The following is a 26568-nucleotide window of genomic DNA, read 5'->3' as shown; positions in this document are numbered from 1 at the left end:
GGTGCGGGCCTGAGACCGCGGATGCCGGGGGAGGAACCCCACCGGGTGCCTGGCCGGTGGCACACATACGCTTCCCGAAAGATTCCCGTACGTCCGGCCCATGGGGCCGACGAGTACTGTGGGACTCGCTTCCGGTCCTCCCGGCGGGAGGCGCGCAGCATTGACACTCAACCGAGCAACCTGGTCAGTGTGCCATACGGGGTGTGAGCCTGGCCAATCGGGCGGAGGATCTTACCCCCCGGGGTCCGATGGTCAAACGCGGGCACGCATCGCCCGTGCCCGTTCGCCTCCCCCGGCAGCTAATTCGGTCGAGTGCGGCGCCCGCCGCCCCTACAGTGGCCGGCCGGGAAGGGCATCGTCACCGGGGGCAGGAATCATGCGTACGCACTATCCGCGGACACCGCATCTTCCCTGGTCGCCCGGGGCCACCTCGGACGACGTACGGATCACGGACCTCGCCGCGCTCACCGGCTCGCAGGTCGTGGTCACCGAGAAGCTGGACGGCGAGAACACCACGCTGTACGCCGACGGCCTGCACGCCCGCTCCCTCGACTCCGCGCACCACCCCTCCCGGGGCAGGGTCAAGGCGCTCCAGGGGCTCATCGGCCCCCGCATCCCCGCGGGTTGGCGGATCTGCGGCGAGAACGTGTTCGCCCGCCACTCGATCCCGTACGACGATCTGGCGGGCCATTTCTACGGCTTCTCCGTCTGGGACGGGGACCGCTGTCTGGACTGGGACCGCACCGTGGCCTTCCTGCGGGACCTGGGCATCCCGACCCCGCCGGTCCTGTGGCGCGGGGTGTTCGACCCCCGTGCGGAGCGGACGCTGCGGGCCCTGCGCCTGGACACCGGACGCCAGGAGGGTTACGTCGTACGGCCCGCCGGGGAGTTCCCCGCCGCCGCGTTCGGCCGCCGGGTGGCCAAGTGGGTGCGGCCGGGCCACGTCCGTACGGACACCCACTGGATGCACGCCGCGGTGGTGGAGAACGGGCTGGGCCCTTCCGCCGCCCTGTGGGACGTGCGCTCGGGCGCCCCGGTGGACCCCGTCGCACTCGCCACCGCCGTGGGCAGCGCCCCGGGCGACGCACCGGCCGCCCGCGCGACGGCCGACGCCCTGGACGTACTGGGCCGCACGGGTGACGACCGGCTGACCGGAGTGCTGGCCGCCCTGCTGCACGGCACCCGCCGGGCCGCGCTGGCACCGACACTGGCCGGTCCGCTCGGCATGCCGCTCGCACGCCGCACCGCGGACCTCGCGGGCCTCGCCCCCCTGCTGCACCGCCCCTACCCGGACGAGGAACGCCGCAGCGGACTGGTGCGGATGTCGTGGGCCGCCGGCCTGCCGGTGCTGCACGCGGTGGCCTCCGGCCTTGCCGCCACCCCGGACGCCCGCGAACAGGTGGAGTGGTCGCAGCTGCACGCCCAGGAGGTGCACGAGCCGGACGGGCTCCGGGAGGCGTTCGCCGGTCTGGAGCCCGATGCGGCCGACCGCTGCCTGGCGCAGGCCCGGGAGGCGTACGCCCTGGGCCGGATCAGCACCGCGGAGGAAGCGGTGGCCGCGACCTGGCGGTGGCGGTCCGGCGACTTCCCCCGCCTGGTCCACCTGGCCGGCCCGTCGGGCAGCGGCAAGAGCACCTTCGGCCGCGGGCTGCCCGGCACCGACACCTGCATCTCCCTCGACGACCTGCGCCGGGCCCGCGGCTCCCGCGCCGACCAGAGCGCCAACGGGGACGTGCTGCGCGAGGGACTGCGACGGCTGGACGAAGCGCTGGTCCCCGGCGCCACCGTGGTCTGGGACGCCACCTCGCTCAACGTGCACCAGCGCTCCCTGGTGCACGCCACCGCCCGCCGCAGGGACGCGCTGGTCACCCATGCCGTGGCCTGGATCGGCGAGGAGGAGCTCACCGCGCGCAATGGGCGGCGCGACCACCCAGTGCCCCCTCCGGTGCTGGCGTCCCAGCTGCACCGCTTCGTGCCGCCGTACCCCGGCCAGGCACACCGCACCTGGTACATCGGCACCAGTGGAACCGTGGAGGACCGGACCTGATGCGTACGAGCGAGGAGATCTACCACCGGGTCCGCTGGGACGCCCGGTTCGACCCGGCACGGTTCGTCCTGGGCGTCGCCCAGCGCGGCCGGGACCCCAAGCGGATACCGCTGGACCGGTTCACGCCGGGCGGCGACATCCCCTGGCACCGGGTGCTGTTCTTCGAGGCGGACGGCGAGACGGTGTGGGACCGCTCAACGGGCGTCGACCGGATCGACGCGACGGACGCCGGGCGGATACGTGCCGCGCGCCGGCTGCCGTCGCCGTACTTCACCTCCCGCGTGCCGCACGCCTTCTCCCCCGCCACGGGCACCTGGCAACCGGCCACGCCCGGGCCTGCGGGCCCGGCCGCCCCGCTCACCGTCCTCACCTGGAACACCCTCTGGGACCGGTACGACAGCGACCGGATCGACACCGCCCGGCGCCGCCCCCTGCTGCTCGACGCCCTGCACGCGGCGGACGCGGACGTCATCGCCCTCCAGGAGGCGGAGCCAGCCCTGCTGGATCTGCTGCTGGGCTGCGGCTGGGTGCGGGACCGGTACACGCTCGCCACCGACCCGGCCGGAGCCGACGTCCGCGACTGCGGTCTGCTGCTGCTCAGCCGGCTGCCCGTGCGCGAGGCGGCGCTGCACTCCCTCGGCCCGCACAAGGCCGTGGCGGCAGCCGTCGTGGACACCGCCGAGGGCCCCCTCACAGTGGCCGTGACCCACCTCAGCAGCGACCACTCCCCCGCGGGCGCCGCCCGCCGGGACACCGAACTCGCCGAACTGGCAACGGGGTTGGCCGGAGTCGAGGGTGAGGTGGTGCTCGTCGGCGACTTCAACGACGGCGGCGACCGCCCGCAGGCACGGCTCGCGATGACGGATGCCTGGCACGAGGTGCACGGCACCGCCGACCGGACCCCGACCTTCGACCCGTCCGCCAACCCCCTGGCAGCCGTCTCCTCGCTCTCCGGCCGCGTCTCCCGGCTGGACCGGGTACTGCTGCGCACGGAACGGCTGCGCCCCCGCACGGCGACCCTGACCGGCGACGTACCCGGCCCCGGGGGGCTCCACATCTCCGATCACTACGGGGTACGGGTCGAGCTGGGCCCGCCCGTACCGACGGCGGCCGCCGGAATCGCGGACCGGGTCGCCGCCGCCCTCCCCGGCGCCCGGGTCCACATCGTCGGCTCCCGGCGCACCGGCTGCGCGCTGCCCGGAGCGGACCTGGACCTGGTGGCGGCGCTGCCCGGCCCCGGCGACCGGACCCTTGTACGGCAACGGCTCGCCGCCGCGCTCCCGGAGGCACGAGAGCTCCGCGAGGTCACCGGAGCCCGGGTGCCGGGGCTGCGCTGGCGCCTGGACGGGATCGGCGTCGACCTGGTCACCGTGGCGACCGGGACGCTCTCCCCCGCCGAGGCGGTGGCCCGCCGGAGCGAACTGGGCGAGGCGGCGGCCGTGGCCCTGAGCGCGGTGAGCGACGCCGACGCGGTGCTCGCGGCCGCGGAGCCCCACCGGCCGGCCTTCACCGCCCTCGCCCGCGACGTCAAGGCATGGGCACGGGCCAGGGGCCTCGACTCCGCCCCCTGCGGCGGGCTGCCGGGACTGGCCTGGACCGTCCTCGCGGCCCGTACCGCCCACGAGGCGGGCGGCCTGCCACCGCTCCCACTGCTCCGGCACTTCTTCGCGACCTGGGCCGCATGGGACTGGCGCGAGGCGATCGGCCCGGTCCCGGCCACCGCCACCGGCGCCCCCGTCACCGTGCTGACCCCGACCGCCCCCGTACGCTCCTGCACCACCCAGGTCTCCCCCGCGGGCCGCGATCTCCTCACCGCCGAGCTCTTCCGCGCCTGGGAGATCCTGGAGGCCGCGGAGGACGGGGCCGACCCGCACGCCCTCCTCCGCACCCCGCCGCCGCCGCACGAACAGCACACCGCCTGGGCCCTCGCCTCCGTCCCGCCCGGCCCGGACGAGGGGCGGCTGCGCGGCCGTCTCCTCGCCCTGACCGGCGCCCTCGCCGACGCGGGCGCCGCCGGCTGCCGCATCTGGCCGCACCCGCTGACGGCCGGCGGCCGTACGGGATACGCGATCGGGCTCGGTACGACGCCACCGGACGGGACCCGGCTGGCGGAGATCGGGGCGGAGGTGCTGCGCGGTATCCGGGACGCCGCGCTGGCGCCGGTGGCCCTCGCGGCCCTGCCGTCCCCTCGCTGAGGGCTGTCCGGCCCTGATCCGCCGGACCGGACCTGGCGCCCGAGGTCCCCGGGTGCCTCCGGGTGTGCGGTGCGCATCCCACTTCAGACAGATATGCCCACCTCCAACTGCCACCGGCCAGGGCCCCTGCGTCCCCCTCTGACAGACTCCCGCCATGCATGTACGTACCACTCAGGACTGGGCTCTGCGCCCCGCCACCCCAGAGGATCTTGAGGCCATGGTCGAGATCCGGGCCGTCGTGATGCGCCCGGACCTGGTCCGCCTCGGCCGCTACGACGAACACCGGGTGCGGCAGAGGCTGCGCGACTCGTACCTGCCCGAGTACACCTCGGTGATCGTCGTCGACGGCCGATTCGGTGGCAGTGTCACGCTGCGGCCCTTCGAGGACGGCCGGTGCCTGGAGAACTTCTTCCTCGATCAGCGGCTCCAGGGGCGGGGCATCGGCTCGGCCGTACTGGGCACCCTGCTGGCCCGTACGGACGCCGAGGGAGCACCGGTCCGCCTCAACGTGCTCCAGGGCAGCGCGGCCCGGCGGCTGTACGAGCGGCACGGGTTCGTCCTGGAGCGCGAGGACCCGGTGGATGTCTTCATGATCCGGCGCCCCACGGCCACCGCCTGACGGCATGCAGAAGGGCCCCGTCCCACCGCTTGCGCGGCGGAACGGGGCCCTTCTCGGTGCTCTGTGCGGAGCAACCAGGTCAGACGATCAAGCAGGAACTACTTGATGATCTTGGTGACCTGGCCGGCGCCCACGGTCCGGCCACCCTCACGGATGGCGAACTTCAGGCCCTCTTCCATGGCGACCGGCTGGATCAGCGCGACGTCCATGAGGGTGTTGTCACCCGGCATGACCATCTCGGTGCCCTCGGGAAGGGTCACAACGCCCGTCACGTCCGTGGTACGGAAGTAGAACTGCGGGCGGTAGTTGTTGAAGAAGGGGGTGTGACGGCCACCCTCGTCCTTCGACAGGATGTAGGCCTGGGCCTGGAACTCGGTGTGCGGCGTGACCGAACCGGGCTTGATGATGACCTGGCCGCGCTCGACGTCCTCGCGCTTGATGCCACGGAGGAGCAGACCGACGTTCTCACCGGCCTGGCCCTCGTCGAGCAGCTTGCGGAACATCTCGATGCCGGTGACCGTGGTGGTGGTCTTCTCCTGCTTGATGCCCACGATGTCAACGGTCTCGTTGACCTTCAGGACACCACGCTCGATACGGCCGGTGACGACCGTACCGCGACCGGTGATCGTGAAGACGTCCTCGATCGGCATGAGGAACGGCTTCTCGACGTCACGCTCGGGCTGCGGGATGGACTCGTCGACGGCCTTCATCAGGTCGAGGACGGTCTGGCCCCACTCCTTGTCACCCTCAAGAGCCTTGAGCGCCGAGACCTTGACGACCGGAAGGTCGTCGCCCGGGAACTCGTACTCGGAGAGGAGCTCACGGACCTCGAGCTCGACGAGCTCCAGGATCTCCTCGTCGTCCACCATGTCGGCCTTGTTCAGCGCGACGACGATGTACGGAACGCCGACCTGGCGGGCCAGGAGCACGTGCTCCTTGGTCTGCGGCATCGGGCCGTCGGTCGCGGCGACAACGAGGATGGCGCCGTCCATCTGCGCCGCACCCGTGATCATGTTCTTGATGTAGTCGGCGTGACCCGGGCAGTCGACGTGAGCGTAGTGACGCTGCTCCGTCTGGTACTCGACGTGCGCGATCGAGATGGTGATACCGCGCTGGCGCTCCTCAGGAGCCTTGTCGATCTGGTCGAAGGCCGAGGCCTCGTTCAGGTCCGGGTACGCGTCGTGAAGCACCTTGGTAATGGCGGCCGTGAGGGTCGTCTTACCGTGGTCGATGTGACCGATGGTGCCGATGTTGACGTGCGGCTTAGTCCGCTCGAACTTTGCCTTCGCCACTGGGTCCTCCTGCGGAGTGGTTCTGTACGCCTTGCTTCATCGGCGCCAGGTGATCTTTGCTGGGATGCCGGGTCCCGGGGGCATTCGCCGCGGTGCTTGCGCGCCGCGCCGAATGCCTCACCGGGCTCCGGTGACAAGCCTAAAGCGTGAGCTCGGGAGAGTTACTCGCCCTTGGCCTTCGCGATGATCTCCTCGGCGACGTTCCGCGGAACCTCGGCGTAGGAGTCGAACTGCATCGAGTAGCTTGCGCGACCCGAGGTCTTGCTGCGGAGGTCTCCGACGTAGCCGAACATCTCCGAGAGGGGCACGAGGCCCTTCACGACGCGAGCGCCGTGACGCTCCTCCATGGCCTGGATCTGGCCACGGCGGGAGTTGAGGTCGCCGATCACATCGCCCATGTAGTCCTCGGGCGTGGTGACCTCGACCGACATCATCGGCTCGAGGAGCACGGGGGACGCCCTGCGGGCACCCTCCTTGAACGCCTGCGAACCGGCGATCTTGAACGCGAGCTCGGACGAGTCGACCTCGTGGTAGCCACCGTCGAGAAGGGTGACGCGAATGCCGACCATCTCGTAACCGGCCAGGATGCCGAACTGCATGGCTTCCTGAGCGCCCGCGTCCACCGAGGGGATGTACTCACGGGGGATGCGGCCACCGGTGACCTTGTTGACGAACTCGTAGGACGCGTCGCCACCCTCGATGGGCTCGATGGCGATCTGCACCTTCGCGAACTGGCCGGTACCACCAGTCTGCTTCTTGTGCGTGAAGTCGATGCGCTCGACGGCCTTGCGGATCGTCTCGCGGTAGGCGACCTGCGGCTTGCCGACGTTCGCCTCGACGCGGAACTCGCGCTTCATGCGGTCGACGAGCACCTCGAGGTGAAGCTCGCCCATACCACCGATGATGGTCTGGCCGGTCTCCTCGTCGGAGTGCACCTGGAAGGACGGGTCCTCCTCGGAGAGGCGCTGGATGGCGACACCCAGCTTCTCCTGGTCGCCCTTGGACTTCGGCTCGATGGCGACCTCGATGACCGGCGCCGGGAAGTCCATGGACTCCAGGATCACCGGCTGCTTGTCGTCACAGAGCGTCTCACCGGTCGTGGTCTGCTTGAGCCCCATGACGGCGATGATGTCGCCCGCGCCCACCGACGCGATCTCCTCACGCTTGTTCGCGTGCATGCGGTAGATCTTGCCGATGCGCTCCTTCTTGCCCTTGACCGAGTTCAGCACCGCGGTGCCGGCCACGAGGCGACCGGAGTAGATCCGGACGAAGGTGAGCTTGCCCAGGTGCGGGTCGCTCGCGATCTTGAACGCCAGGCCGGAGAACGGCTCGTCGTCCGAGGGACGGCGCTCGATGACCTTCTCCGGGTCCTTGACGTCGTGGCCTTCGATGGCCTCGACGTCCAGGGGGGAAGGCAGGTAGCGCACGACCGCGTCGAGCAGGGGCTGAACGCCCTTGTTCTTGAACGCGGTGCCACAGAACACCGGGGTGACGGTGACCGAGTCGGCACTGCCCTTCGACGCCAGGGTGATCCGACGGATCGCCTCGTGCAGCTGCTCCTCGGTGGGCTCGGTGCCCTCCAGGTACAGCTCCATCATGGCGTCGTCGTTCTCGGCCACGGCCTCAAGGAGCTTGCCGCGCCATTCCTCGGCAGCTTCCTTGTGGGTGTCCGGGATCTCGATGGTGTCGTACATCTCGCCCTTGGCGGCCTCTTCGGGCCACACGAAGGCCTTCATCGACACGAGGTCGACGACGCCCTTGAAGTCGGCCTCGGCGCCGATGGGGAGCTGCATGACGAGCGGGACAGCGCCGAGGCGCTGAACGATCATGTCGACACAGCGGTGGAACTCGGCACCGGTGCGGTCGAGCTTGTTGACGAAGCAGATACGCGGCACGCCGTAGCGGTCCGCCTGACGCCAGACGGTCTCGGACTGCGGCTCGACGCCGGCCACACCGTCGAACACGGTGACGGCACCGTCGAGGACGCGGAGCGAACGCTCCACCTCGACGGTGAAGTCGACGTGACCGGGGGTGTCGATGATGTTGATGGTGTGGTCAACATCACTGAGCGGCCAGTGACAGGTCGTCGCGGCCGACGTGATCGTGATGCCGCGCTCCTGCTCCTGCTCCATCCAGTCCATCGTGGCAGCGCCGTCGTGGACTTCACCGATCTTGTAGCTCACACCGGTGTAGAAGAGGATCCGCTCGGTGGTGGTCGTCTTCCCCGCGTCGATGTGGGCCATGATCCCAATGTTGCGGACCTTGGCCAGGTCAAGCGAAGTGGTGGCCATAAGGCTCAATCTTCTCTCGGTCTCGATGGGGTGAGCGACTACCAGCGGTAGTGCGCGAAGGCCTTGTTCGACTCGGCCATCTTGTGGGTGTCCTCGCGCTTCTTGACGGCAGCGCCAAGACCGTTGGAGGCGTCGAGCAGCTCGTTCATGAGCCGCTCGGTCATCGTCTTCTCGCGACGGGCGCGGGAGTAACCGACGACCCAGCGCAGCGCGAGGGTGGCGGCACGACCGGGCTTGACCTCGATCGGCACCTGGTAGGTGGCGCCACCGACACGGCGGGACTTGACCTCGAGCGAGGGCTTGACGTTCTCAAGCGCGCGCTTCAGCGTGATGACCGGGTCAGCGCCGGTCTTCTCGCGGAGGCCTTCCATGGCGCCGTACACGATCCGCTCGGCGGTGGAACGCTTGCCGTTGAGCAGGATCTTGTTGATCAGCGAGGTGACAAGAGGAGAACCATAGACCGGGTCAATGATGACCGGGCGCTTCGGGGCGGGGCCCTTACGAGGCATTCTTACTTCTCCTTCTTGGCGCCGTAGCGGCTGCGGGCCTGCTTGCGGTTCTTGACACCCTGGGTGTCAAGGGAGCCGCGGATGATCTTGTAACGAACACCCGGCAGGTCCTTCACACGGCCACCACGCACGAGCACGATGGAGTGCTCCTGCAGGTTGTGTCCCTCACCCGGGATGTAGGCCGTGACCTCGATGCCGGAGGTCAGACGCACACGTGCGACCTTCCGGAGCGCGGAGTTCGGCTTCTTCGGGGTGGTCGTGAACACACGCGTGCAGACGCCGCGGCGCTGGGGAGAACCCTCGAGCGCGGGCGTCTTGTTCTTCTCGACCTTGTCCTGCCGGCCCTTCCGGACCAGCTGCTGAATCGTAGGCACTACTTCTCCGGTTTCTGTGTGCCGTCGGTGAAACTAACCTGGAACATCGCCGACCCACGCGGTCGGGTGTGTCGAATACTGCGGGCCACTGCCCTGAGACAGTGAATGCACAGATCACGGTGGCCAAAGACGGACTCGCCATGCGGTTGAGGACACGCACACGAGCCCAGGCACACCCCAGGCACAAGGTCTGAGCGTACCTACCTCATCGACTCCGGTCAAAACAAGTGCTGTCCACCCGGACCTGCTGTGCGCCCGTAGCGTCCACAGGAGCCCCGTGAGCGCCGCCCACCAGCACTGTCGTCCCGACGGGTGCCCGGCCCTCGCACACGCCTGAGGGCGGCCACCCCGCATACGGGATGGCCGCCCTCAGGTCGTATCAAGCGACTCGCTTACTGGTTGTACGGACCGTAGTCGTAGTCCTCCAGCGGAACGGCCTGACCGGAGCCCGTGCCGAACGGCGAGTAGTCGATGTCGTCGTAGCCGACGGCCGAGTACATCGCGGCCTTGGCCTCTTCGGTCGGCTCGACCCGGATGTTGCGGTAGCGGGACAGACCCGTACCGGCCGGGATGAGCTTACCGATGATGACGTTCTCCTTGAGGCCGATCAGGGAGTCGGACTTGGCGTTGATAGCCGCGTCCGTAAGGACCCTGGTCGTCTCCTGGAAGGAAGCCGCGGACAGCCACGACTCCGTCGCCAGCGAGGCCTTGGTGATACCCATCAGCTGCGGTCGGCCGGAGGCGGGGTGACCGCTCTCCTGGACCACACGACGGTTCTCGGTCTCGAACTTCGAGCGCTCGACGAGCTCGCCCGGCAGCAGTTCCGCGTCGCCGGACTCGATGATCGTCACGCGGCGGAGCATCTGCCGGATGATGATCTCGATGTGCTTGTCGTGGATCGACACACCCTGCGAGTTGTAGACCTTCTGGACCTCGCCGACCAGGTGGACCTGGACCGCGCGCTGACCGAGGATCCGCAGCACGTCGTGCGGGTTGGTGGCACCCACGGTGAGCTTCTGGCCCACCTCGACGTGGTCGCCCTCGCCGACCAGCAGACGGGCGCGCTTGGAGATCGGGAAGGGGATCTCGTCGCTCCCGTCGTCCGGGGTGACGACGAGCTTCTTGGTCTTCTCGGTCTCCTCGATACGGACCCGGCCTGCGGATTCCGAGATCGGGGCGACACCCTTGGGCGTACGGGCTTCGAAGAGCTCGACGACTCGGGGCAGACCCTGGGTGATGTCGTCACCGGCCACACCACCGGTGTGGAAGGTACGCATCGTCAGCTGGGTGCCGGGCTCACCGATGGACTGGGCGGCGATGATGCCGACCGCCTCACCGATGTCGACCAGCTTGCCGGTGGCGAGCGAGCGTCCGTAGCAGAAGGCACAGGTGCCGACCGCGGACTCACAGGTCAGGACCGAGCGGGTCTTGACCTCCTCGACGCCGGCGCCCACCAGGGCGTCGATCAGGACGTCACCGAGGTCGACGTTGGCAGGCGCGATGACCTTGCCGTCGACGACGACGTCCTCGGCGAGCATGCGGGCGTAGACCGAGGTCTCGACGTCCTCCGTCTTGCGGAGCACGCCGTCGGCGCCCTTGACGGCGATCTTCAGCTTGAGGCCGCGGTCGGTGCCGCAGTCCTCCTCGCGAATGATCACGTCCTGCGAGACGTCCACCAGACGACGGGTCAGGTAACCCGAGTCGGCGGTACGCAGGGCGGTGTCCGCCAGACCCTTACGGGCACCGTGCGTGGAGATGAAGTACTCCAGAACGGTGAGGCCCTCACGGAAGGACGCCTTGATGGGACGGGGGATCGTCTCGTTCTTGGCGTTGGACACCAGACCACGCATACCGGCGATCTGACGCATCTGCATCATGTTTCCTCGGGCACCCGAGTCAACCATCATGAAGATGGGGTTCGTCTTGGGGAAGTTCGCGTTCATCGCCTCGGCAACCTCGTTGGTCGCCTTGGTCCAGATCGCGATGAGCTCCTGCGTGCGCTCGTCCTTGGTGATCAGACCGCGCTCGTACTGCTTCTGGACCTTCTCGTCCTGGTCCTCGTAGCCCTTGACGATGGCCTTCTTGGCCTCGGGGACGACGATGTCCGCGACGGAGACGGTGACTCCGGAACGGGTGGCCCAGTGGAAGCCCGCTGCCTTCAGGTTGTCGAGCGTCGCCGCCACGATGACCTTGGGGTAGCGCTCGGCGAGGTCGTTGACGATCTCGGAGAGCTGCTTCTTGCCGACCGAGTAGTCGACGAACGGGTAGTCCTCGGGCAGCAGCTCGTTGAAGAGCGCGCGGCCCAGGCTCGTCCGCAGCCGGAAGGTGTCACCCGGCTGGTACTCGGGCTCGCCCTCCTCGGCGACCGGCGGCACCCAGCCACGCGGCGGGATGGTGCCCACCGGGAAGCGGATGTCGACGGACGACTGGAGCGCCAGCTCGCCGGCGTCGAACGCCATGATCGCCTCGGCCGTGGAGCCGAACGCGCGGCCCTCGCCCTTGGTGTCACGGAGCTCACCGTCGGTGGTCAGGAAGAACAGACCCAGCACCATGTCCTGGGTCGGCATGGTGACGGGACGACCGTCGGCCGGCTTCAGGATGTTGTTCGAGGACAGCATCAGGATGCGGGCCTCGGCCTGCGCCTCCGCGGAGAGCGGCAGGTGCACGGCCATCTGGTCACCGTCGAAGTCCGCGTTGAACGCGGTGCAGACGAGCGGGTGGATCTGGATGGCCTTGCCCTCGACCAGCTGCGGCTCGAAGGCCTGGATGCCGAGACGGTGCAGCGTGGGCGCACGGTTCAGGAGAACCGGGTGCTCAGCGATGACCTCTTCCAGGACGTCGTACACGACCGTGCGGCCGCGCTCGACCATGCGCTTGGCCGACTTGATGTTCTGCGCGTGGTTCAGGTCCACGAGGCGCTTCATCACGAACGGCTTGAAGAGCTCCAGTGCCATGGCCTTCGGCAGACCGCACTGGTGCAGCTTGAGCTGCGGGCCGACGACGATCACGGAACGCGCGGAGTAGTCCACACGCTTACCGAGAAGGTTCTGACGGAATCGGCCCTGCTTGCCCTTCAGCATGTCGCTGAGGGACTTGAGCGGGCGGTTACCGGGACCGGTGACCGGGCGACCGCGGCGGCCGTTGTCGAACAGCGCGTCGACGGCCTCCTGCAGCATCCGCTTCTCGTTGTTCACGATGATCTCGGGGGCACCGAGGTCAAGGAGACGCTTGAGGCGGTTGTTGCGGTTGATCACACGGCGGTACAGGTCGTTCAGGTCGGAGGTCGCGAAGCGGCCACCGTCCAGCTGCACCATCGGACGCAGGTCCGGCGGGATGACCGGCACGCAGTCGAGCACCATGCCCTTGGGCTTGTTGCTGGTCTGCAGGAACGCGGAGACGACCTTGAGGCGCTTGAGCGCACGGGTCTTCTTCTGGCCCTTGCCGGTGCGGATGATCTCGCGGAGGCGCTCGGCCTCCTCGTCGAGGTCGAAGGACTCCAGGCGCTTCTGCAGAGCAGCGGCACCCATGCAGCCGTCGAAGTACGTGCCGAAGCGGTCACGCAGCTCGCGGTAGAGCAGCTCGTCGCCCTCGAGGTCCTGGACCTTGAGGTTCTTGAAGCGGCTCCACACCTCGTCGAGACGGTCGATCTCGCGCTGCGCACGGTCACGCAGCTGCTTCATCTCGCGCTCGGCGCCTTCGCGCACCTTGCGGCGCACATCGGCCTTGGCGCCCTCGGCCTCCAGCTCGCCGAGGTCGGTCTCGAGCTTCTTCGCGCGGTTCTCGAGGTCCGAGTCGCGACGGTTCTCGACCTGCTGGCGCTCGACGGAGACATGCGCCTCCAGCGACGGAAGGTCGCGGGTGCGGCGCTCCTCGTCGACGAACGTGATCATGTACGCGGCGAAGTAGATGACCTTCTCGAGGTCCTTCGGCGCGAGGTCCAGCAGGTAGCCCAGGCGCGACGGGACACCCTTGAAGTACCAGATGTGGGTGACGGGAGCGGCAAGCTCGATGTGGCCCATGCGCTCACGGCGCACCTTGGCACGAGTTACCTCGACGCCACAGCGCTCACAGATGATGCCCTTGAAGCGGACACGCTTGTACTTGCCGCAGTAGCACTCCCAGTCCCGGGTCGGACCGAAGATCTTCTCGCAGAAGAGTCCGTCCTTTTCGGGCTTGAGCGTGCGGTAGTTGATGGTCTCCGGCTTCTTCACTTCGCCGTGGGACCAGGTCCGGATGTCGTCCGCGGTGGCAAGGCCGATCCGCAGCTCGTCGAAGAAGTTGACGTCGAGCACTTGTCGTCAATCCCTCTTTCGGGGGTTCGAGCCCCCTCGCATCACGCGAGAAATCGGGGCACTTCAGCAATGGTCTGAACGGGTCCGGGGAGAGCCGGCCGGATCACAGGGATCCGGCCGGCCAACCCGTCAGACCTCTTCGACGCTGCTCGGCTCGCGCCGGGACAGGTCGATTCCGAGCTCCTCCGCCGCGCGGAAGACGTCCTCGTCCGTGTCGCGCATCTCGATGGACATGCCGTCCGAGGACAGCACTTCCACGTTGAGGCAGAGCGACTGCATTTCCTTGATGAGCACCTTGAAGGACTCGGGAATGCCGGGCTCGGGGATGTTCTCGCCCTTGACGATGGCCTCGTAGACCTTCACGCGGCCGGTCACGTCGTCGGACTTGATCGTCAGCAGCTCCTGGAGGGCGTATGCGGCGCCATAAGCTTCAAGGGCCCACACCTCCATTTCACCGAAGCGCTGTCCACCGAACTGAGCCTTACCACCCAGCGGCTGCTGGGTGATCATGGAGTACGGACCCGTCGAACGAGCGTGGAGCTTGTCGTCGACGAGGTGGTGGAGCTTGAGGATGTACATGAAGCCGACCGAGACCGGCTCGGGGAACGGCTCGCCGGAGCGGCCGTCGAACAGGTTGGCCTTGCCCGAGGGCTGGACCAGCCGGTCGCCGTCGCGGTTCGGGATCGTGGCCTGGAAGAGGCCGGTGATCTCGTCCTCGCGGGCACCGTCGAAGACCGGGGTCGCGACGTTGGTACCGGCGGCGACCTGGTCGGCGCCGATGGCCTGCAGGCGCTTGGCCCACTCGTCACCGAGACCGGAGACGTCCCAGCCGCGGCTGGCGAGCCAGCCGAGGTGGATCTCCAGGACCTGTCCCGGGTTCATTCGGGACGGGACACCCAGCGGGTTGAGGATGATGTCGACCGGGGTGCCGTCCTCAAGGAACGGCATGTCCTCGATCGGCAGGATCTTCGAGATGACGCCCTTGTTGCCGTGACGGCCGGCGAGCTTGTCACCGTCGGTGATCTTGCGCTTCTGCGCGACGTAGACGCGGACCAGCTGGTTCACGCCCGGCGGCAGCTCGTCGCCCTCTTCGCGGTCGAAGACGCGGACGCCGATGACCTTGCCGATCTCACCGTGCGGCACCTTCAGCGAGGTGTCGCGCACTTCGCGCGCCTTCTCACCGAAGATCGCGCGGAGCAGACGCTCCTCGGGGGTCAGCTCGGTCTCGCCCTTGGGCGTGACCTTGCCGACGAGGATGTCACCGGCGACGACCTCGGCACCGATCCGGATGATGCCGCGCTCGTCGAGGTCGGCGAGGACCTCTTCGGAGACGTTCGGGATGTCCCGGGTGATCTCCTCCGGGCCGAGCTTGGTGTCACGGGCGTCGACCTCGTGCTCCTCGATGTGGATCGAGGAGAGGACGTCGTCCTGCACGAGGCGCTGCGACAGGATGATCGCGTCCTCGTAGTTGTGACCCTCCCACGGCATGAACGCCACGAGCAGGTTCTTGCCCAGGGCCATCTCACCGTTCTCGGTGGCCGGGCCGTCGGCGAGCACCTGGCCCTCGATGACCCGCTCACCCTCGGCGACGACGACCTTCTGGTTGACCGAGGTGCCCTGGTTGGAGCGCATGAACTTCGCGATGCGGTACGTGGTGTACGTACCGTCATCGTTCGTCACGGTGATGTAGTCCGCGGAGACCTCCTGGACCACACCGTCCTTCTCGGCCTTCAGAACGTCACCGGCGTCGGTGGCGCAGCGGTACTCCATGCCGGTGCCGACGAGCGGCGCCTCGGACTTGATGAGCGGCACCGCCTGACGCATCATGTTCGCGCCCATGAGGGCACGGTTGGCGTCGTCGTGCTCCAGGAACGGGATCATCGCGGTGGCGACGGACACCATCTGGCGCGGCGAGACGTCCATGTAGTCGACTTCGGTGCCGGGCACGTAGTCGACCTCTCCGCCACGACGGCGGACCAGGACGCGGGGCTCGGTGAAGCGCAGCTCGTCGTCGGAGAGCGTCGCGTTCGCCTGGGCGATGACGTAACGGTCCTCCTCGTCGGCCGTGATGTAGTCGACCTCGTCGGTGACCTGACCGTCGACGACCTTGCGGTACGGCGTCTCGATGAAACCGAACGCGTTGACGCGTCCGTACGAGGCGAGCGAACCGATCAGGCCGATGTTCGGGCCTTCAGGGGTCTCGATCGGGCACATGCGTCCGTAGTGGGACGGGTGCACGTCACGGACCTCGAAGCCGGCCCGCTCACGGGAGAGACCACCCGGGCCAAGAGCCGACAGACGGCGCTTGTGGGTGAGACCCGACAGCGGGTTGTTCTGGTCCATGAACTGCGACAGCTGGCTGGTGCCGAAGAACTCCTTGATGGAGGCGACGACCGGCCGGATGTTGATCAGGGTCTGCGGCGTGATCGCCTCGACGTCCTGAGTCGTCATGCGCTCACGCACGACGCGCTCCATCCGCGCCAGGCCCGTACGGACCTGGTTCTGGATGAGCTCGCCGACGTTGCGCAGACGACGGTTGCCGAAGTGGTCGATGTCGTCGGTCTCGACGACGATCGAACGGCCGGACTCGCCCACCGTCTCGGTCTCGCCGGCGTGCAGCTTCACCAGGTACTTGATGGTCGCGATGATGTCGTCGCTGGTGAGAACACCGGCGTCGAGCGGCTCTTCCGCGCCGAGCTTCTTGTTCACCTTGTAGCGGCCGACCTTCGCGAGGTCGTAGCGCTTCGGGTTGAAGTAGAGGTTCTCGAGCAGCGTCTGAGCAGCTTCGCGGGTGGGCGGCTCGCCCGGACGCAGCTTGCGGTAGATGTCGAGCAGCGCGTCGTCCTGGCCCTGGGTGTGGTCCTTCTCCAGGGTGGCGCGCATCGACTCGTACTCGCCGAACTCTTCGAGGATCTGCTCGGTGGTCCAGCCGAGAGCCTTCAGGAGCACGGTGACGGACTGCTTGCGCTTGCGGTCGATGCGGACACCGACCATGTCGCGCTTGTCGATCTCCATCTCCAGCCAGGCACCCCGGGAAGGGATGATCTTGGCGGAGAAGATGTCCTTGTCGGACGTCTTGTCGATCGACGAGTCGAAGTAGACACCCGGCGAGCGGACCAGCTGCGACACAACGACACGCTCGGTGCCGTTGATGACGAAGGTGCCCTTGTTGGTCATGAGCGGGAAATCGCCCATGAAGACCGTCTGGGACTTGATCTCGCCGGTCTCGTTGTTGGTGAACTCGGCCGTGACGAAGAGCGGAGCGGCGAACGTGAAGTCGCGCTCCTTGCACTCGTCGATCGAGTTCTTCGGGGGCTCGAAGCGGTGGTCGCGGAACGTAAGCGACATCGACCCGGAGAAGTCCTCGATCGGTGAGATCTCCTCGAAGATCTCCTCCAGGCCGGACTTGGTGGGGACGTCTTGTCCACTGTCCAGAGCAGCCTCGACGCGAGCCTTCCAGGCGGCGTTGCCGAGGAGCCAGTCAAAGCTCTCGGTCTGCAGCGCGAGGAGGTTCGGAACCTCGAGGGGCTCCTTGATCTTTGCAAAAGAGATGCGCAGCGGGGCGGTGCTGGCGCCGTTGTTCGTATTCGCGGTCGAGGCGTTGCGCGAGGCGGCCAAGAGGGGGTCCTTCCGAGGGCTCGGACTCACTACGCGCGTACCGGTCCCAAACTGGACACATGGATAGATGTCCCTCTTCAGGGAGTCTCAGTCCACGGTGCACAAGATGGGTATGCCCCTGGTGACGGGCAGGAGGCAGCTAACAGGCAGCGCAAAGGGTCAGTGTAGCCAAGCGGCACACTGATGTCCAGTCGGGGTTCTCAGAGACCCACGTTGCTCTCAACAGCTTGTTCTCAACGCCTATGTCTAGCCCTGCATAGCCCTGCTTGAGCTGCGCTCTTCTTTACTGCCCTCTTCGCCGACGATCCATGCCTCGGATCCGGATCGATATGGCGACGCGCCTTGAGAATTGCGCGCCTCGTGCGGTTCGTCAAGGCCCCCCAGCCCGTACAGGGCCCGGAGACCCGCCCATGCCGCCCCTCAGCAGCGTCCACGCCCCCCTCGGAGAGGCGCACGGCGAAGATCACCATACTCGTCAGCACGGCAAGAGCAAGGCACCCGCCACGGGTACGCCGAAAGGCGACCACCCGTACGGGTGATCGCCTTTCGCGGTGTGACGTCCGTGCCTCGCGGCACGGGTGTCCAGACGAGTCAGATGACTCGCAAGGTCACTTGACCTCGACGGAGGCGCCGGCGCCCTTGAGGGACTCGGCGGCCTTCTCGGCGGCGTCCTTGGCGACCTTCTCGAGGACGGGCTTCGGGGCGCCGTCCACGAGGTCCTTGGCCTCCTTGAGACCCAGCGAGGTCAGCTCACGCACGACCTTGATGACCTGGATCTTCTTGTCGCCGGCGCCGGTGAGGATGACGTCGAACTCGTCCTGCTCGGCCTCGGCCTCGACAGCGGCACCGGGGGCACCCGGGGCGGCGACGGCGACGGCCGCGGCGGCGGTGACGTCGAACTTCTCCTCGAACGCCTTAACGAACTCGGAGAGCTCGATGAGGGTGAGCTCCTCGAACTGAGCGAGCAGGTCTTCCTGGCTGAGCTTCGCCATGATGGCGTCCTTCCACTAATTCGGCAGGTGCCGGGTGTATATGAAGGCGGGCGTACATTCGGCCCGCTGCGACCGTCGCCCTAGCGGGCGGCGGTCAATGCGCGAGCCGAATTACTCGGCACCGCCCTGCTCGGCCTTCTTGGCGCGAAGCGCTTCCGCGGTGCGGACGAACTTCGACGGCAGAGCCTGGAAGAGCTGCGCAGCCTGAGTCTGCTTGCCCTTCATGGCACCGGCCAGCTTGGCGAGCAGAACCTCGCGGGACTCGAGGTCCGCGAGCTTCTTGATCTCATCGGCGGACAGCGCCTTGCCATCAAGGACACCGCCCTTGATGACGAGGTTGGGGTTGTCCTTGGCGAAGTCACGAAGACCCTTCGCCGACTCCACCGGGTCACCGGTGACGAAGGCAACCGCCGTCGGACCTGCGAACAGGTCGTCCAGCGTGTCGATCCCGGCCTCGTTGGCCGCAATCTTGGTCAGCGTGTTCTTCACCACGGCGTACTGGGCGTTCTCACCGAGCGAACGGCGCAGCTGCTTGAGCTGTGCCACGGTGAGACCCCGGTACTCGGTCAGCACGGCGGCGTTCGAGCTGCGGAACTGCTCCGCGAGCTCGGCTACCGCGGCAGCCTTGTCGGGCCTTGCCATGAGCGTCGGCCTCCTTCCGGGTGATGAGGACCGCTCAGAAGGGGCCGTGAAAGACGAAACGCCCCGGCACAGGTGCCAGGGCGTAGCTCGACCGCACGAAGTCCGGGAGCTTTCCACAGTCACCTGCGCAGGTCGTCCGTGCTCAACGGATCCTTCGGTTGCTGTTCCCCCTTGCGGGAGTGCAGCAACGACCAGCGGTCTTTGGCTTCTGCAGAAGAGTACGCGACCGGGGTCGCGCTGAGCAAATCCGTCCCTCTTCGTCCGCTGCGGGAGGTTTAGGACGCGCCCGCCGTCGCTCCCTGCTGCTGCTTCAGCAGGTCCTTGAACTCGATCGTCTCGCCGGCCGGCGGCCGCTCCGCCGAGACCTTGGTCCCGTAGTCGCTGTAGAACACCGTCGAGTTGAGCTCGCCGGTCTTCATCTGACCGCGCTCGGTCTTCTTCACCAGCAGGTCGTTCCCGTCGACCCAGATGTCGACCTTCTCCGTGGTGATACCGGCGTCGTTGAGCTGCTTCTTGAGTGCGGTGAGCTGCTCGGCGTCGAGCTTCGAGGTCTTGGCGGTCAGGTCGGCGACGTCGACCGTGCCTGAGTAGTGCGTGGTGGTGACACCCCGGACGTTCTCCTTGCCGACCTTCTTCACGTCGCCGGAGGCCAGCAGGGGCTTCACGCCCTGGTCGGGGCTGGTGTTCTGCATCTGCTCCTGCATGGCCGCTCCCGAGGCTCCCCCGATCGCGGCGAGGTCGTCGTAGGAGTAGCTGATCCAGCGCTTGCCACCGGTCTGCTGGGCCAGCGCAGCGCCCATGTCCGCCGCGTAGCCGTCCTTGAAGTAGCGGGCCTGCATCGTGCCGTCGCTGCCGAGCTTCTTCATGGAGTCGGCCATGTCGCCGCCCGTGTACGCGATCGTCATGGCGCCGGTGATGCCGTCGGACCAGTCCAGGGCGCCCGACTGCTTCATGGACATCGTGGAGCCCATGGTGGTGGTGCCCTCGACCTTGGCGGAGCTCGCCGCCCCGGTCTTCTTCTGCACGGTGAGCAGTGCGGATATCGAGTCGGCCTTCACCACCGAGCCGGTGTCGCTCCCGGCCTTGCCGCTGTCGTCCTTGTCCGAACCGCCGCAGGCCGCGACCGACGTCAACGCCGCTGCCACTGCCACGGACAGCCCCACGCGCCGTACGGTACTGGTCCTCATATCCGCTCCCACCCCTAGTTCGGCCCTCGGTGACCCCACGCTAACGCACGGCTCCGACAGCCACTGGTACACACGTACGAAGACGGGCCCCGCACCTCGAAAGGTTGCGGGGCCCGTCAATGTCACACGTGACGCGGCGTACGTACGAGCACGGAGGCTCAGACGGAGGCCGGGTCCTCCTCGACGAGGAGGTTACGGGTGCGGTTGGCGTCCAGCGGGATGCCGGGGCCCATCGTGGTGGCCAGGGTGGCCTTCTTGATGTAGCGGCCCTTGGCGGCGGACGGCTTCAGACGGAGGATCTCGTCCAGCGCCGCTGCGTAGTTCTCCACCAGCTTGGTCTCGTCGAACGAGCTCTTGCCGATGATGAAGTGCAGGTTCGAGTGCTTGTCGACGCGGAACTCGATCTTGCCGCCCTTGATGTCGTTGACAGCCTTCACGACATCGGGGGTGACGGTGCCGGTCTTCGGGTTCGGCATCAGACCACGCGGACCGAGCACGCGGCCGAGGCGGCCGACCTTGCCCATGAGGTCCGGGGTCGCGACGACGGCGTCGAAGTCCAGACGGCCCTTCGCCACCTCGTCGATGAGCTCGTCGGCGCCGACGATGTCGGCGCCCGCGGCTTCCGCGGCCGCAGCACGGTCACCGGTCGCGAAGACCAGGACCCGGGCGGTCTTGCCGGTGCCGTGCGGGAGGTTCACGGTGCCACGGACCATCTGGTCGGCCTTGCGAGGGTCAACACCCAGAGCAAACGCGACCTCGACGGTGCTGTCGAACTTCGTGGAGGCGGTGTCCTTGGCGAGACGGACGGCCTCGAGGGGGGCGTAGTTGCGCCCCGCGTCGATCTTGGCGTCCGCAGCGCGGAGGTTCTTGCTGCGCTTCACTTCTACTCCTGTGGTTTCAGAGTGTGGAGTCGTGGTGCGGACCAGCGCTTGGTCCTACCACTGAGGGGGTGGGGCTGAATCAGCCTTCGACCGTGATGCCCATGGAACGGGCGGTGCCGGCGATGATCTTCGACGCGGCGTCGAGGTCATTGGCGTTCAGGTCGGGGAGCTTCGCCGTGGCGATCTCACGGACCTGGTCAGCCGTCAGCTTGGCGACCTTGGTCTTGTGCGGCTCGCCGGAGCCCTTGTCCACACCCGCGGCCTTGAGGATCAGCTTGGCGGCCGGCGGAGTCTTGGTGATGAAGGTGAAGGAGCGGTCCTCGTAGACCGTGATCTCCACCGGCACGACCATGCCACGCTGCGACTCGGTCGCGGCGTTGTAGGCCTTGCAGAACTCCATGATGTTGACGCCGTGCTGACCCAGTGCGGGGCCGACCGGCGGGGCCGGGTTGGCCGCACCGGCGTTGATCTGGAGCTTGATAAGCCCCGTGACCTTCTTCTTCTTGGGAGGCATGTGCTCTCTCCGGGTCCTAGTGAGAGTTTTCGCCGTCATCCGGTCATCCGGATGCAGGCATACCGCACAACGATAACGGGTATAGCTGCGCGACCAAAAACCAAGCAGGTCAGACAGGCTTTGACAGCCGGTCTGACCTGCTCGGTAGGCATGTGTCCAGAAGCTGGCGGGCGCCCTCTCGGGCAGTCGCTAGTTCTTCTGGATCTGGTCGAAGCTGAGCTCGACCGGCGTCTCGCGGCCGAAGATCTCGACGAGACCCTTGACCTTCTTCGAGTCGGCGTTGATCTCGTTGATCGTCGCCTGCAGGGTCGCGAACGGACCGTCGGTGACGGTGACGGAGTCGCCCACCTCGAAGTCCAGCACCTGGACCTCGACCTTGCGGGACGGAGCCGGCTTGCCCTCGGCCTCGGCGGCCTCACGGGCTGCCTTCTCCTCGGCCTCCGGAGCCAGCATCTTGACGATCTCGTCCAGCGTCAGCGGGTACGGGTCGTAGGCGTTGCCCACGAATCCGGTGACACCGGGAGTGTTGCGCACGACGCCCCAGGACTCGTTCGTCAGGTCCATGCGCACCAGGACGTAGCCCGGGAGCTTGTTCTGACGGACGTTCTTGCGCTCGCCGTTCTTGATCTGGACGATTTCCTCCTCAGGCACCTCGGCCTGATAGATGAACTCCTCCACGTTCAGCGAGACGGCGCGCTGCTCCAGGTTGGCCTTCACACGCTTCTCGTAACCGGCGTACGTGTGGATGACGTACCACTCGCCCGGCAGGCCGCGCAGTTCCTCGCGCAGGGCCGTGACGGTGTCGACGGGCTCGGCCTCTTCCTCGGCGGCGGCTTCCTCGGCCTCGTCGGCGGATGCGTCCGCCTCGGCGGCCTCGTCGTCGGCGTTCTCGACCTCGGCGTCGGCCTCGGTGTCGTCGGCGGCTGCGATCACGGCCTCGACCTCGGCGTCATCGGTGGCCGCGGCCTCGTCGGTGGACTCGGGGTGCACGGCGGCCTGCTCGGCGGGCTCGCCTGCGGCTTCGTCGGCAGCTTCAGCCTGGTCCGGCTCCACAGCGTCCGCCGCCTCGACGATGTCGAGCTCGTCCTCGGCGGACTCGAAGGCGCCCGCCGTCGGCTCGACGGCGTCGTTCAGGTTCGGGTCAGACACGGTGGCTGCTTCTTCCTGGATACAAATGGGTGGAACATGCGAAAGGGGCGCCCATGAGGCGCCCTCCGCGGGATCAGCCGAAGACGTACTTGATGACCCGCTGGAATCCGAAGTCAATCACGGTCACGAGACCAATCATGACGACTACGAACACAATCACCACTGAGGTGTATGTCGTCAGCTGGTTGCGAGTCGGCCAGACAACCTTGCGGAGCTCGGCGACGATCTGGCGGTAGAAGAGCGCGAGACGGCCCAGAGGGCCCTTCTTGCCGCGCTTGCCGCCCTTCCGGGTCTTCTTCTTCGACTCGGGGACTTCATCCTCGGCATCAGGCATGTCGATGGAGCCCACGGCGTCCGTCACGCTTCTCACCTGATTCCGGGTCATGGCCGTGCCGCGCCCGGTGGAGCCGCACGGCGATGCATTGAAGTACGTACATGCGCACACATCCTGGCGAAGGAGTGTGTAGCAGGGCCGGAGGGACTTGAACCCCCAACCGCTGGTTTTGGAGACCAGTGCTCTACCAATTGAGCTACGACCCTTTGTGGTTTCCACCAACCTACCGCATGCTCCCGGATGCTCCGAGTGCAGGAACGGCGTGACTGGTGAAGGCCAACGACAGGTGAGTGTACGTGTTCAGCGGCCCGGCGTCGAACAGATAGCTCCCGACCGTTCCTGTCCGATGCTGCCCGGTTGTCTGTCCGCATGCTGTCCAGGTGCTGTCCGGTCCCTGAAACCCCTGTGCCGACGCGGAATGCGGTCTGCGAGCATGGGGCGCATGAGCGCTGCTACTTCTCCCTCCGAGCGCCGGGTCTCCGCCCGCGTCGGTGCCATCTCAGAGTCCGCCACCCTCGCCGTCGACGCCAAGGCCAAGGCCCTCAAGGCCGCCGGCCGTCCGGTGATCGGCTTCGGTGCCGGCGAGCCCGACTTCCCGACCCCCGGCTACGTCGTCGACGCCGCGGTCGAGGCCTGCCGCAACCCGAAGTACCACCGCTACACCCCGGCCGGCGGGCTCCCCGAGCTCAAGGCCGCCATCGCGGAGAAGACGCTGCGCGACTCCGGCTACGCGGTCGACGCCTCCCAGATCCTGGTGACCAACGGCGGCAAGCAGGCCATCTACGAGGCGTTCGCCGCGATCCTCGACCCGGGCGACGAGGTCATCGTCCCGGCTCCGTACTGGACCACCTACCCCGAGTCGATCCGCCTCGCGGGCGGTGTTCCGGTGGAGGTCGTCGCCGACGAGACCACCGGGTACCGGGTCTCCGTGGAGCAGCTGGAGGCGGCCCGTACCGAGCGTACGAAGGTCGTCCTGTTCGTCTCCCCGTCGAACCCGACGGGTGCGGTCTACAGCGAGGCGGACGCCGAGGCGATCGGCCGCTGGGCCGTCGAGCACGGTCTGTGGGTGCTGACCGACGAGATCTACGAGCACCTGGTCTACGGCGACGCGAAGTTCACCTCGCTGCCGGCGATCGTGCCCGAGCTGCGCGACAAGTGCATCGTCGTCAACGGGGTCGCCAAGACGTACGCGATGACCGGCTGGCGCGTGGGCTGGATCGTCGGCCCCAAGGACGTCGTGAAGGCCGCCACCAACCTGCAGTCGCACGCCACGTCCAACGTCTCCAACGTGGCCCAGGTCGCCGCGCTGGCCGCTGTCTCCGGGAACCTGGACGCGGTCGCCGAGATGCGCACCGCCTTCGACCGGCGCCGGCAGACCATCGTGCGGATGCTCAACGAGATCGACGGCGTGCTGTGCCCGGTGCCCGAGGGCGCGTTCTACGCGTACCCCTCGGTGAAGGCGCTGCTCGGCAAGGAGATCCGCGGCAAGCGCCCGGCCACCTCGGTCGAGCTTGCGGCGCTGATCCTGGACGAGGCCGAGGTCGCGGTCGTCCCGGGCGAGGCCTTCGGCACCCCCGGCTACCTGCGCCTCTCCTACGCACTGGGTGACGAGGACCTCGTCGAGGGCGTCTCGCGGCTCCAGAAGCTGCTGGGCGAGGCCAAGGCCTGACACCGTCCGGATCCTGAGAGCGACCCCCGGCCTCGGCCGGGGGTCGCTCTTTCGTTCGGTCCCTTGTTCGATGGGCAACTCGATGGGGAAAGCGGGTACCGCGACACCCCGTCCGTGCGGCAAGATCTTGGAATGGAGCGTGATGTACGGCTGTTGCCCAAGGCCCACCTGCACCTGCATTTCACCGGGTCGATGCGGCCCACGACGCTGCTCGAGCTCGCCGACAAATACGGCGTGCGGCTGCCGGAGGCGCTGACCGGCGGCGAGCCCCCCAGCCTCCGCGCGACGGACGAGCGCGGCTGGTTCCGGTTCCAGCGGCTCTACGACATCGCCAGGTCCTGTCTTCGGTCGCCCGAGGACATCCAGCGGCTGGTGCGCGAGGCGGCCCAGGAGGACGTCTCGGACGGCTCGGGCTGGCTGGAGATCCAGGTCGACCCCACGTCGTACGCCCCGCTGCTCGGCGGGCTCATCCCGGCGATCGAGATCATCCTGGACGCCGTGGACAGCGCTTCGCGCGAGACCGGGCTGCCGATCCGGGTGGTCATCGCGGCCAACCGGATGAAGCACCCGCTGGACGCCAGGACGCTGGCCCGGCTGGCGGTGCGGTACACGGACCGGGGCGTCGTCGGTTTCGGGCTCTCCAACGACGAGCGGCGCGGCATGGCCCGCGACTTCGACCGGGCCTTCGCGATCGCCAGGGAGGGCGGCCTGCTGGCCGCCCCGCACGGCGGTGAGCTCTCCGGCCCCTCCAGCGTCCGCGACTGCCTGGACGATCTCGACGCGTCCCGGGTCGGGCACGGCGTACGGGCCGCCGAGGACCCGCGGCTGCTGCGCAGGCTGGCGGAGCGCGGGGTGACCTGCGAGGTGTGCCCGGCGTCGAACGTGGCACTCGGCGTCTACGAGAAGCCGTCCGACGTCCCCCTGCGCACGCTGTTCGAGGCCGGTGTGCCGATGGCGCTCGGCGCCGACGACCCGCTGCTCTTCGGCTCCCGGCTGGCCGCGCAGTACGACCTCGTGCGGCGCCACCACGCGTTCACGGACGAGGAACTGGCGGAGCTGGCACGTCAGTCGGTACGGGGCTCGGCGGCGCCCGACGCGGTGCGGGCCGAGCTACTGGCGGGCGTGGACGACTGGCTGGCGAAGCCGGTGGCCTGACAGCTGCCGGCAGAGGACTCGCCGCCGAAGCCGGTGGCCTGACAGCTGCCGGCAGACGACTCGCCGGCCAAGCCGGTGGCCTGACAGCTGCCGACGCGGCCCAGGGTCTGTCCGACCCTGATCCGCCGGGCAGGCCCTACGCCGTCAGTCCGCTCAGCAGCATCCGGGCGACCGACACGGCGAAGGCGTCGAGCGACTGCGGCGGCCCGCCCGTCTCCGTGGCGTCGTAGGCGAACGCCCGCTGGGCGCAGGCCCCCATCAGCAGGGACGCGGCCGCGTACGTGTCGGCGTCCGCCCGCACCCGGCCCGCGGACTGCTCGGCGCGCAGATACGCGTCCACCCCGCGGATCGGCACGTGGGGTCCGGTGCCCAGCTCCCGCATGGCCGCGTTGTGCCGCTCCTTGAGCCTTGGCTCGGCGTACAGGGACGCCGCGATCGGGAAGCTCTGCTCGTAGAAGAGGGCGGCCTCCCGGGCGATCTCGGTGAGGTTCCGCTCGACCGTCCGCTCCCCCTCCCCCGGGTCGGCGATCAGCCGCTTCAGGATGCCGTCGACCTTGGGCAGCCGTTCCTTCAGGACCACCACGAAGAGCTCCTCCTTGCTCGGGAAGTGCTTGTAGAGCGCGGCCTCCGAGCAGCCGGCGGCCTTGGCGATCTCCTTGGTGGTGGCGCGGGCCAGGCCGATGGTGAGCATCAGCCGGTGAGCGGCGTCGATGATGCGGGCGCGGGCCGGCTTCTGCTCCATGTGCACTCCAACGAAGCTTGACGAGCGGGTGAGTACTCACTCACTCTAGAGGTGAGTGAATACTTA

Annotated in this window: 19 protein-coding genes and 1 tRNA gene; 5 read left to right on the top strand and 15 right to left on the bottom strand. The window is 67.9% G+C overall.

Annotated elements, in window-relative coordinates; translation table 11 throughout:
* The first annotated feature begins 376 nt into the window (after positions 1–376).
* From ACFVW8_RS01515 to ACFVW8_RS01505, 3 genes are all read left to right on the top strand, one after another.
* A complete protein-coding gene (locus ACFVW8_RS01515) occupies positions 377–2047 on the top strand; it encodes an RNA ligase family protein (protein ID WP_389685536.1) in 1671 nt (556 codons plus the stop codon).
* A complete protein-coding gene (locus ACFVW8_RS01510; protein WP_389685535.1) occupies positions 2047–4242 on the top strand; it encodes an RNA repair domain-containing protein in 2196 nt (731 codons plus the stop codon). Before ACFVW8_RS01515 ends, ACFVW8_RS01510 begins: the two co-directional genes overlap by 1 nt.
* 154 nt (positions 4243–4396) lie before the next feature.
* Complete coding sequence (locus ACFVW8_RS01505) at positions 4397–4861, top strand: GNAT family N-acetyltransferase (RefSeq protein WP_389685534.1); 465 nt, start codon at positions 4397–4399, stop codon at positions 4859–4861.
* A 98-nt stretch (positions 4862–4959) separates the two neighbouring features.
* On the opposite strand, the gene tuf is transcribed toward ACFVW8_RS01505, so the two are convergent.
* The 14 genes from tuf to ACFVW8_RS01435 form a co-directional block, all read right to left on the bottom strand.
* Complete coding sequence (tuf, locus tag ACFVW8_RS01500; protein ID WP_389685533.1) at positions 4960–6153, bottom strand: elongation factor Tu; 1194 nt, start codon at positions 6151–6153, stop codon at positions 4960–4962.
* A gap of 161 nt (positions 6154–6314) precedes the next feature.
* The gene (fusA, locus tag ACFVW8_RS01495; RefSeq protein ID WP_389685532.1) at positions 6315–8444 is read right to left on the bottom strand and encodes an elongation factor G; all 2130 of its coding nucleotides are present in this window, start codon (positions 8442–8444) and stop codon (positions 6315–6317) included.
* 38 nt (positions 8445–8482) lie between these two features.
* The gene (gene rpsG, locus ACFVW8_RS01490; RefSeq protein WP_014047773.1) at positions 8483–8953 is read right to left on the bottom strand and encodes a 30S ribosomal protein S7; all 471 of its coding nucleotides are present in this window, start codon (positions 8951–8953) and stop codon (positions 8483–8485) included.
* Between the two features lie 2 nt (positions 8954–8955).
* Positions 8956–9327 carry a 30S ribosomal protein S12 gene (gene rpsL, locus ACFVW8_RS01485; RefSeq protein WP_003948652.1) on the bottom strand — a complete coding sequence of 124 codons (372 nt, stop codon included), beginning with the start codon at positions 9325–9327 and terminating at the stop codon, positions 8956–8958.
* Between the two features lie 392 nt (positions 9328–9719).
* Complete coding sequence (locus tag ACFVW8_RS01480) at positions 9720–13619, bottom strand: DNA-directed RNA polymerase subunit beta' (protein WP_389685531.1); 3900 nt, start codon at positions 13617–13619, stop codon at positions 9720–9722.
* Positions 13620–13748: 129 nt separating this feature from the next.
* On the bottom strand, positions 13749–17237 hold the full coding sequence (rpoB, locus tag ACFVW8_RS01475) for a DNA-directed RNA polymerase subunit beta (RefSeq protein ID WP_389685530.1): 3489 nt from the start codon (positions 17235–17237) through the stop codon (positions 13749–13751).
* A gap of 608 nt (positions 17238–17845) precedes the next feature.
* The gene (rplL, locus tag ACFVW8_RS01470) at positions 17846–18229 is read right to left on the bottom strand and encodes a 50S ribosomal protein L7/L12 (protein WP_389685529.1); all 384 of its coding nucleotides are present in this window, start codon (positions 18227–18229) and stop codon (positions 17846–17848) included.
* Positions 18230–18340: 111 nt separating this feature from the next.
* Positions 18341–18871, bottom strand: coding sequence for a 50S ribosomal protein L10 (rplJ, locus tag ACFVW8_RS01465; RefSeq protein WP_389685528.1), 531 nt, complete (start codon positions 18869–18871; stop codon positions 18341–18343).
* Positions 18872–19146: 275 nt separating this feature from the next.
* Entirely contained in the window at positions 19147–20058 is a 912-nt protein-coding gene (locus ACFVW8_RS01460; protein WP_389685527.1) for a hypothetical protein, read from the bottom strand.
* A 158-nt stretch (positions 20059–20216) separates the two neighbouring features.
* Positions 20217–20939, bottom strand: coding sequence for a 50S ribosomal protein L1 (rplA, locus tag ACFVW8_RS01455; RefSeq protein ID WP_389685526.1), 723 nt, complete (start codon positions 20937–20939; stop codon positions 20217–20219).
* A 79-nt stretch (positions 20940–21018) separates the two neighbouring features.
* Entirely contained in the window at positions 21019–21453 is a 435-nt protein-coding gene (gene rplK, locus ACFVW8_RS01450) for a 50S ribosomal protein L11 (RefSeq protein WP_389685525.1), read from the bottom strand.
* Positions 21454–21642: 189 nt separating this feature from the next.
* Entirely contained in the window at positions 21643–22602 is a 960-nt protein-coding gene (nusG, locus tag ACFVW8_RS01445; RefSeq protein ID WP_389685524.1) for a transcription termination/antitermination protein NusG, read from the bottom strand.
* A gap of 73 nt (positions 22603–22675) precedes the next feature.
* The gene (secE, locus tag ACFVW8_RS01440) at positions 22676–22963 is read right to left on the bottom strand and encodes a preprotein translocase subunit SecE (protein ID WP_073732696.1); all 288 of its coding nucleotides are present in this window, start codon (positions 22961–22963) and stop codon (positions 22676–22678) included.
* Positions 22964–23069: 106 nt separating this feature from the next.
* A tRNA-Trp gene (locus ACFVW8_RS01435) sits at positions 23070–23142 on the bottom strand.
* A 236-nt stretch (positions 23143–23378) separates the two neighbouring features.
* Between ACFVW8_RS01435 and ACFVW8_RS01430 the strand changes: the two genes are divergently transcribed.
* Entirely contained in the window at positions 23379–24605 is a 1227-nt protein-coding gene (locus ACFVW8_RS01430; protein ID WP_389685523.1) for a pyridoxal phosphate-dependent aminotransferase, read from the top strand.
* Positions 24606–24737: 132 nt separating this feature from the next.
* Entirely contained in the window at positions 24738–25760 is a 1023-nt protein-coding gene (locus ACFVW8_RS01425; protein ID WP_389685522.1) for an adenosine deaminase, read from the top strand.
* Positions 25761–25896: 136 nt separating this feature from the next.
* Here ACFVW8_RS01425 and ACFVW8_RS01420 read toward each other — a convergent pair whose 3' ends face one another.
* A complete protein-coding gene (locus ACFVW8_RS01420; protein WP_389685521.1) occupies positions 25897–26502 on the bottom strand; it encodes a TetR/AcrR family transcriptional regulator in 606 nt (201 codons plus the stop codon).
* Positions 26503–26568: the final 66 nt, after the last annotated feature.

It is taken from the genome of Streptomyces sp. NPDC058221 (genome assembly GCF_042882365.1).
Classification (GTDB): Bacteria; Actinomycetota; Actinomycetes; order Streptomycetales; family Streptomycetaceae; genus Streptomyces.
The sequence above is the reverse complement of the archived record's forward strand: the minus strand, read 5'-3'. Positions and strand labels throughout refer to the sequence as shown.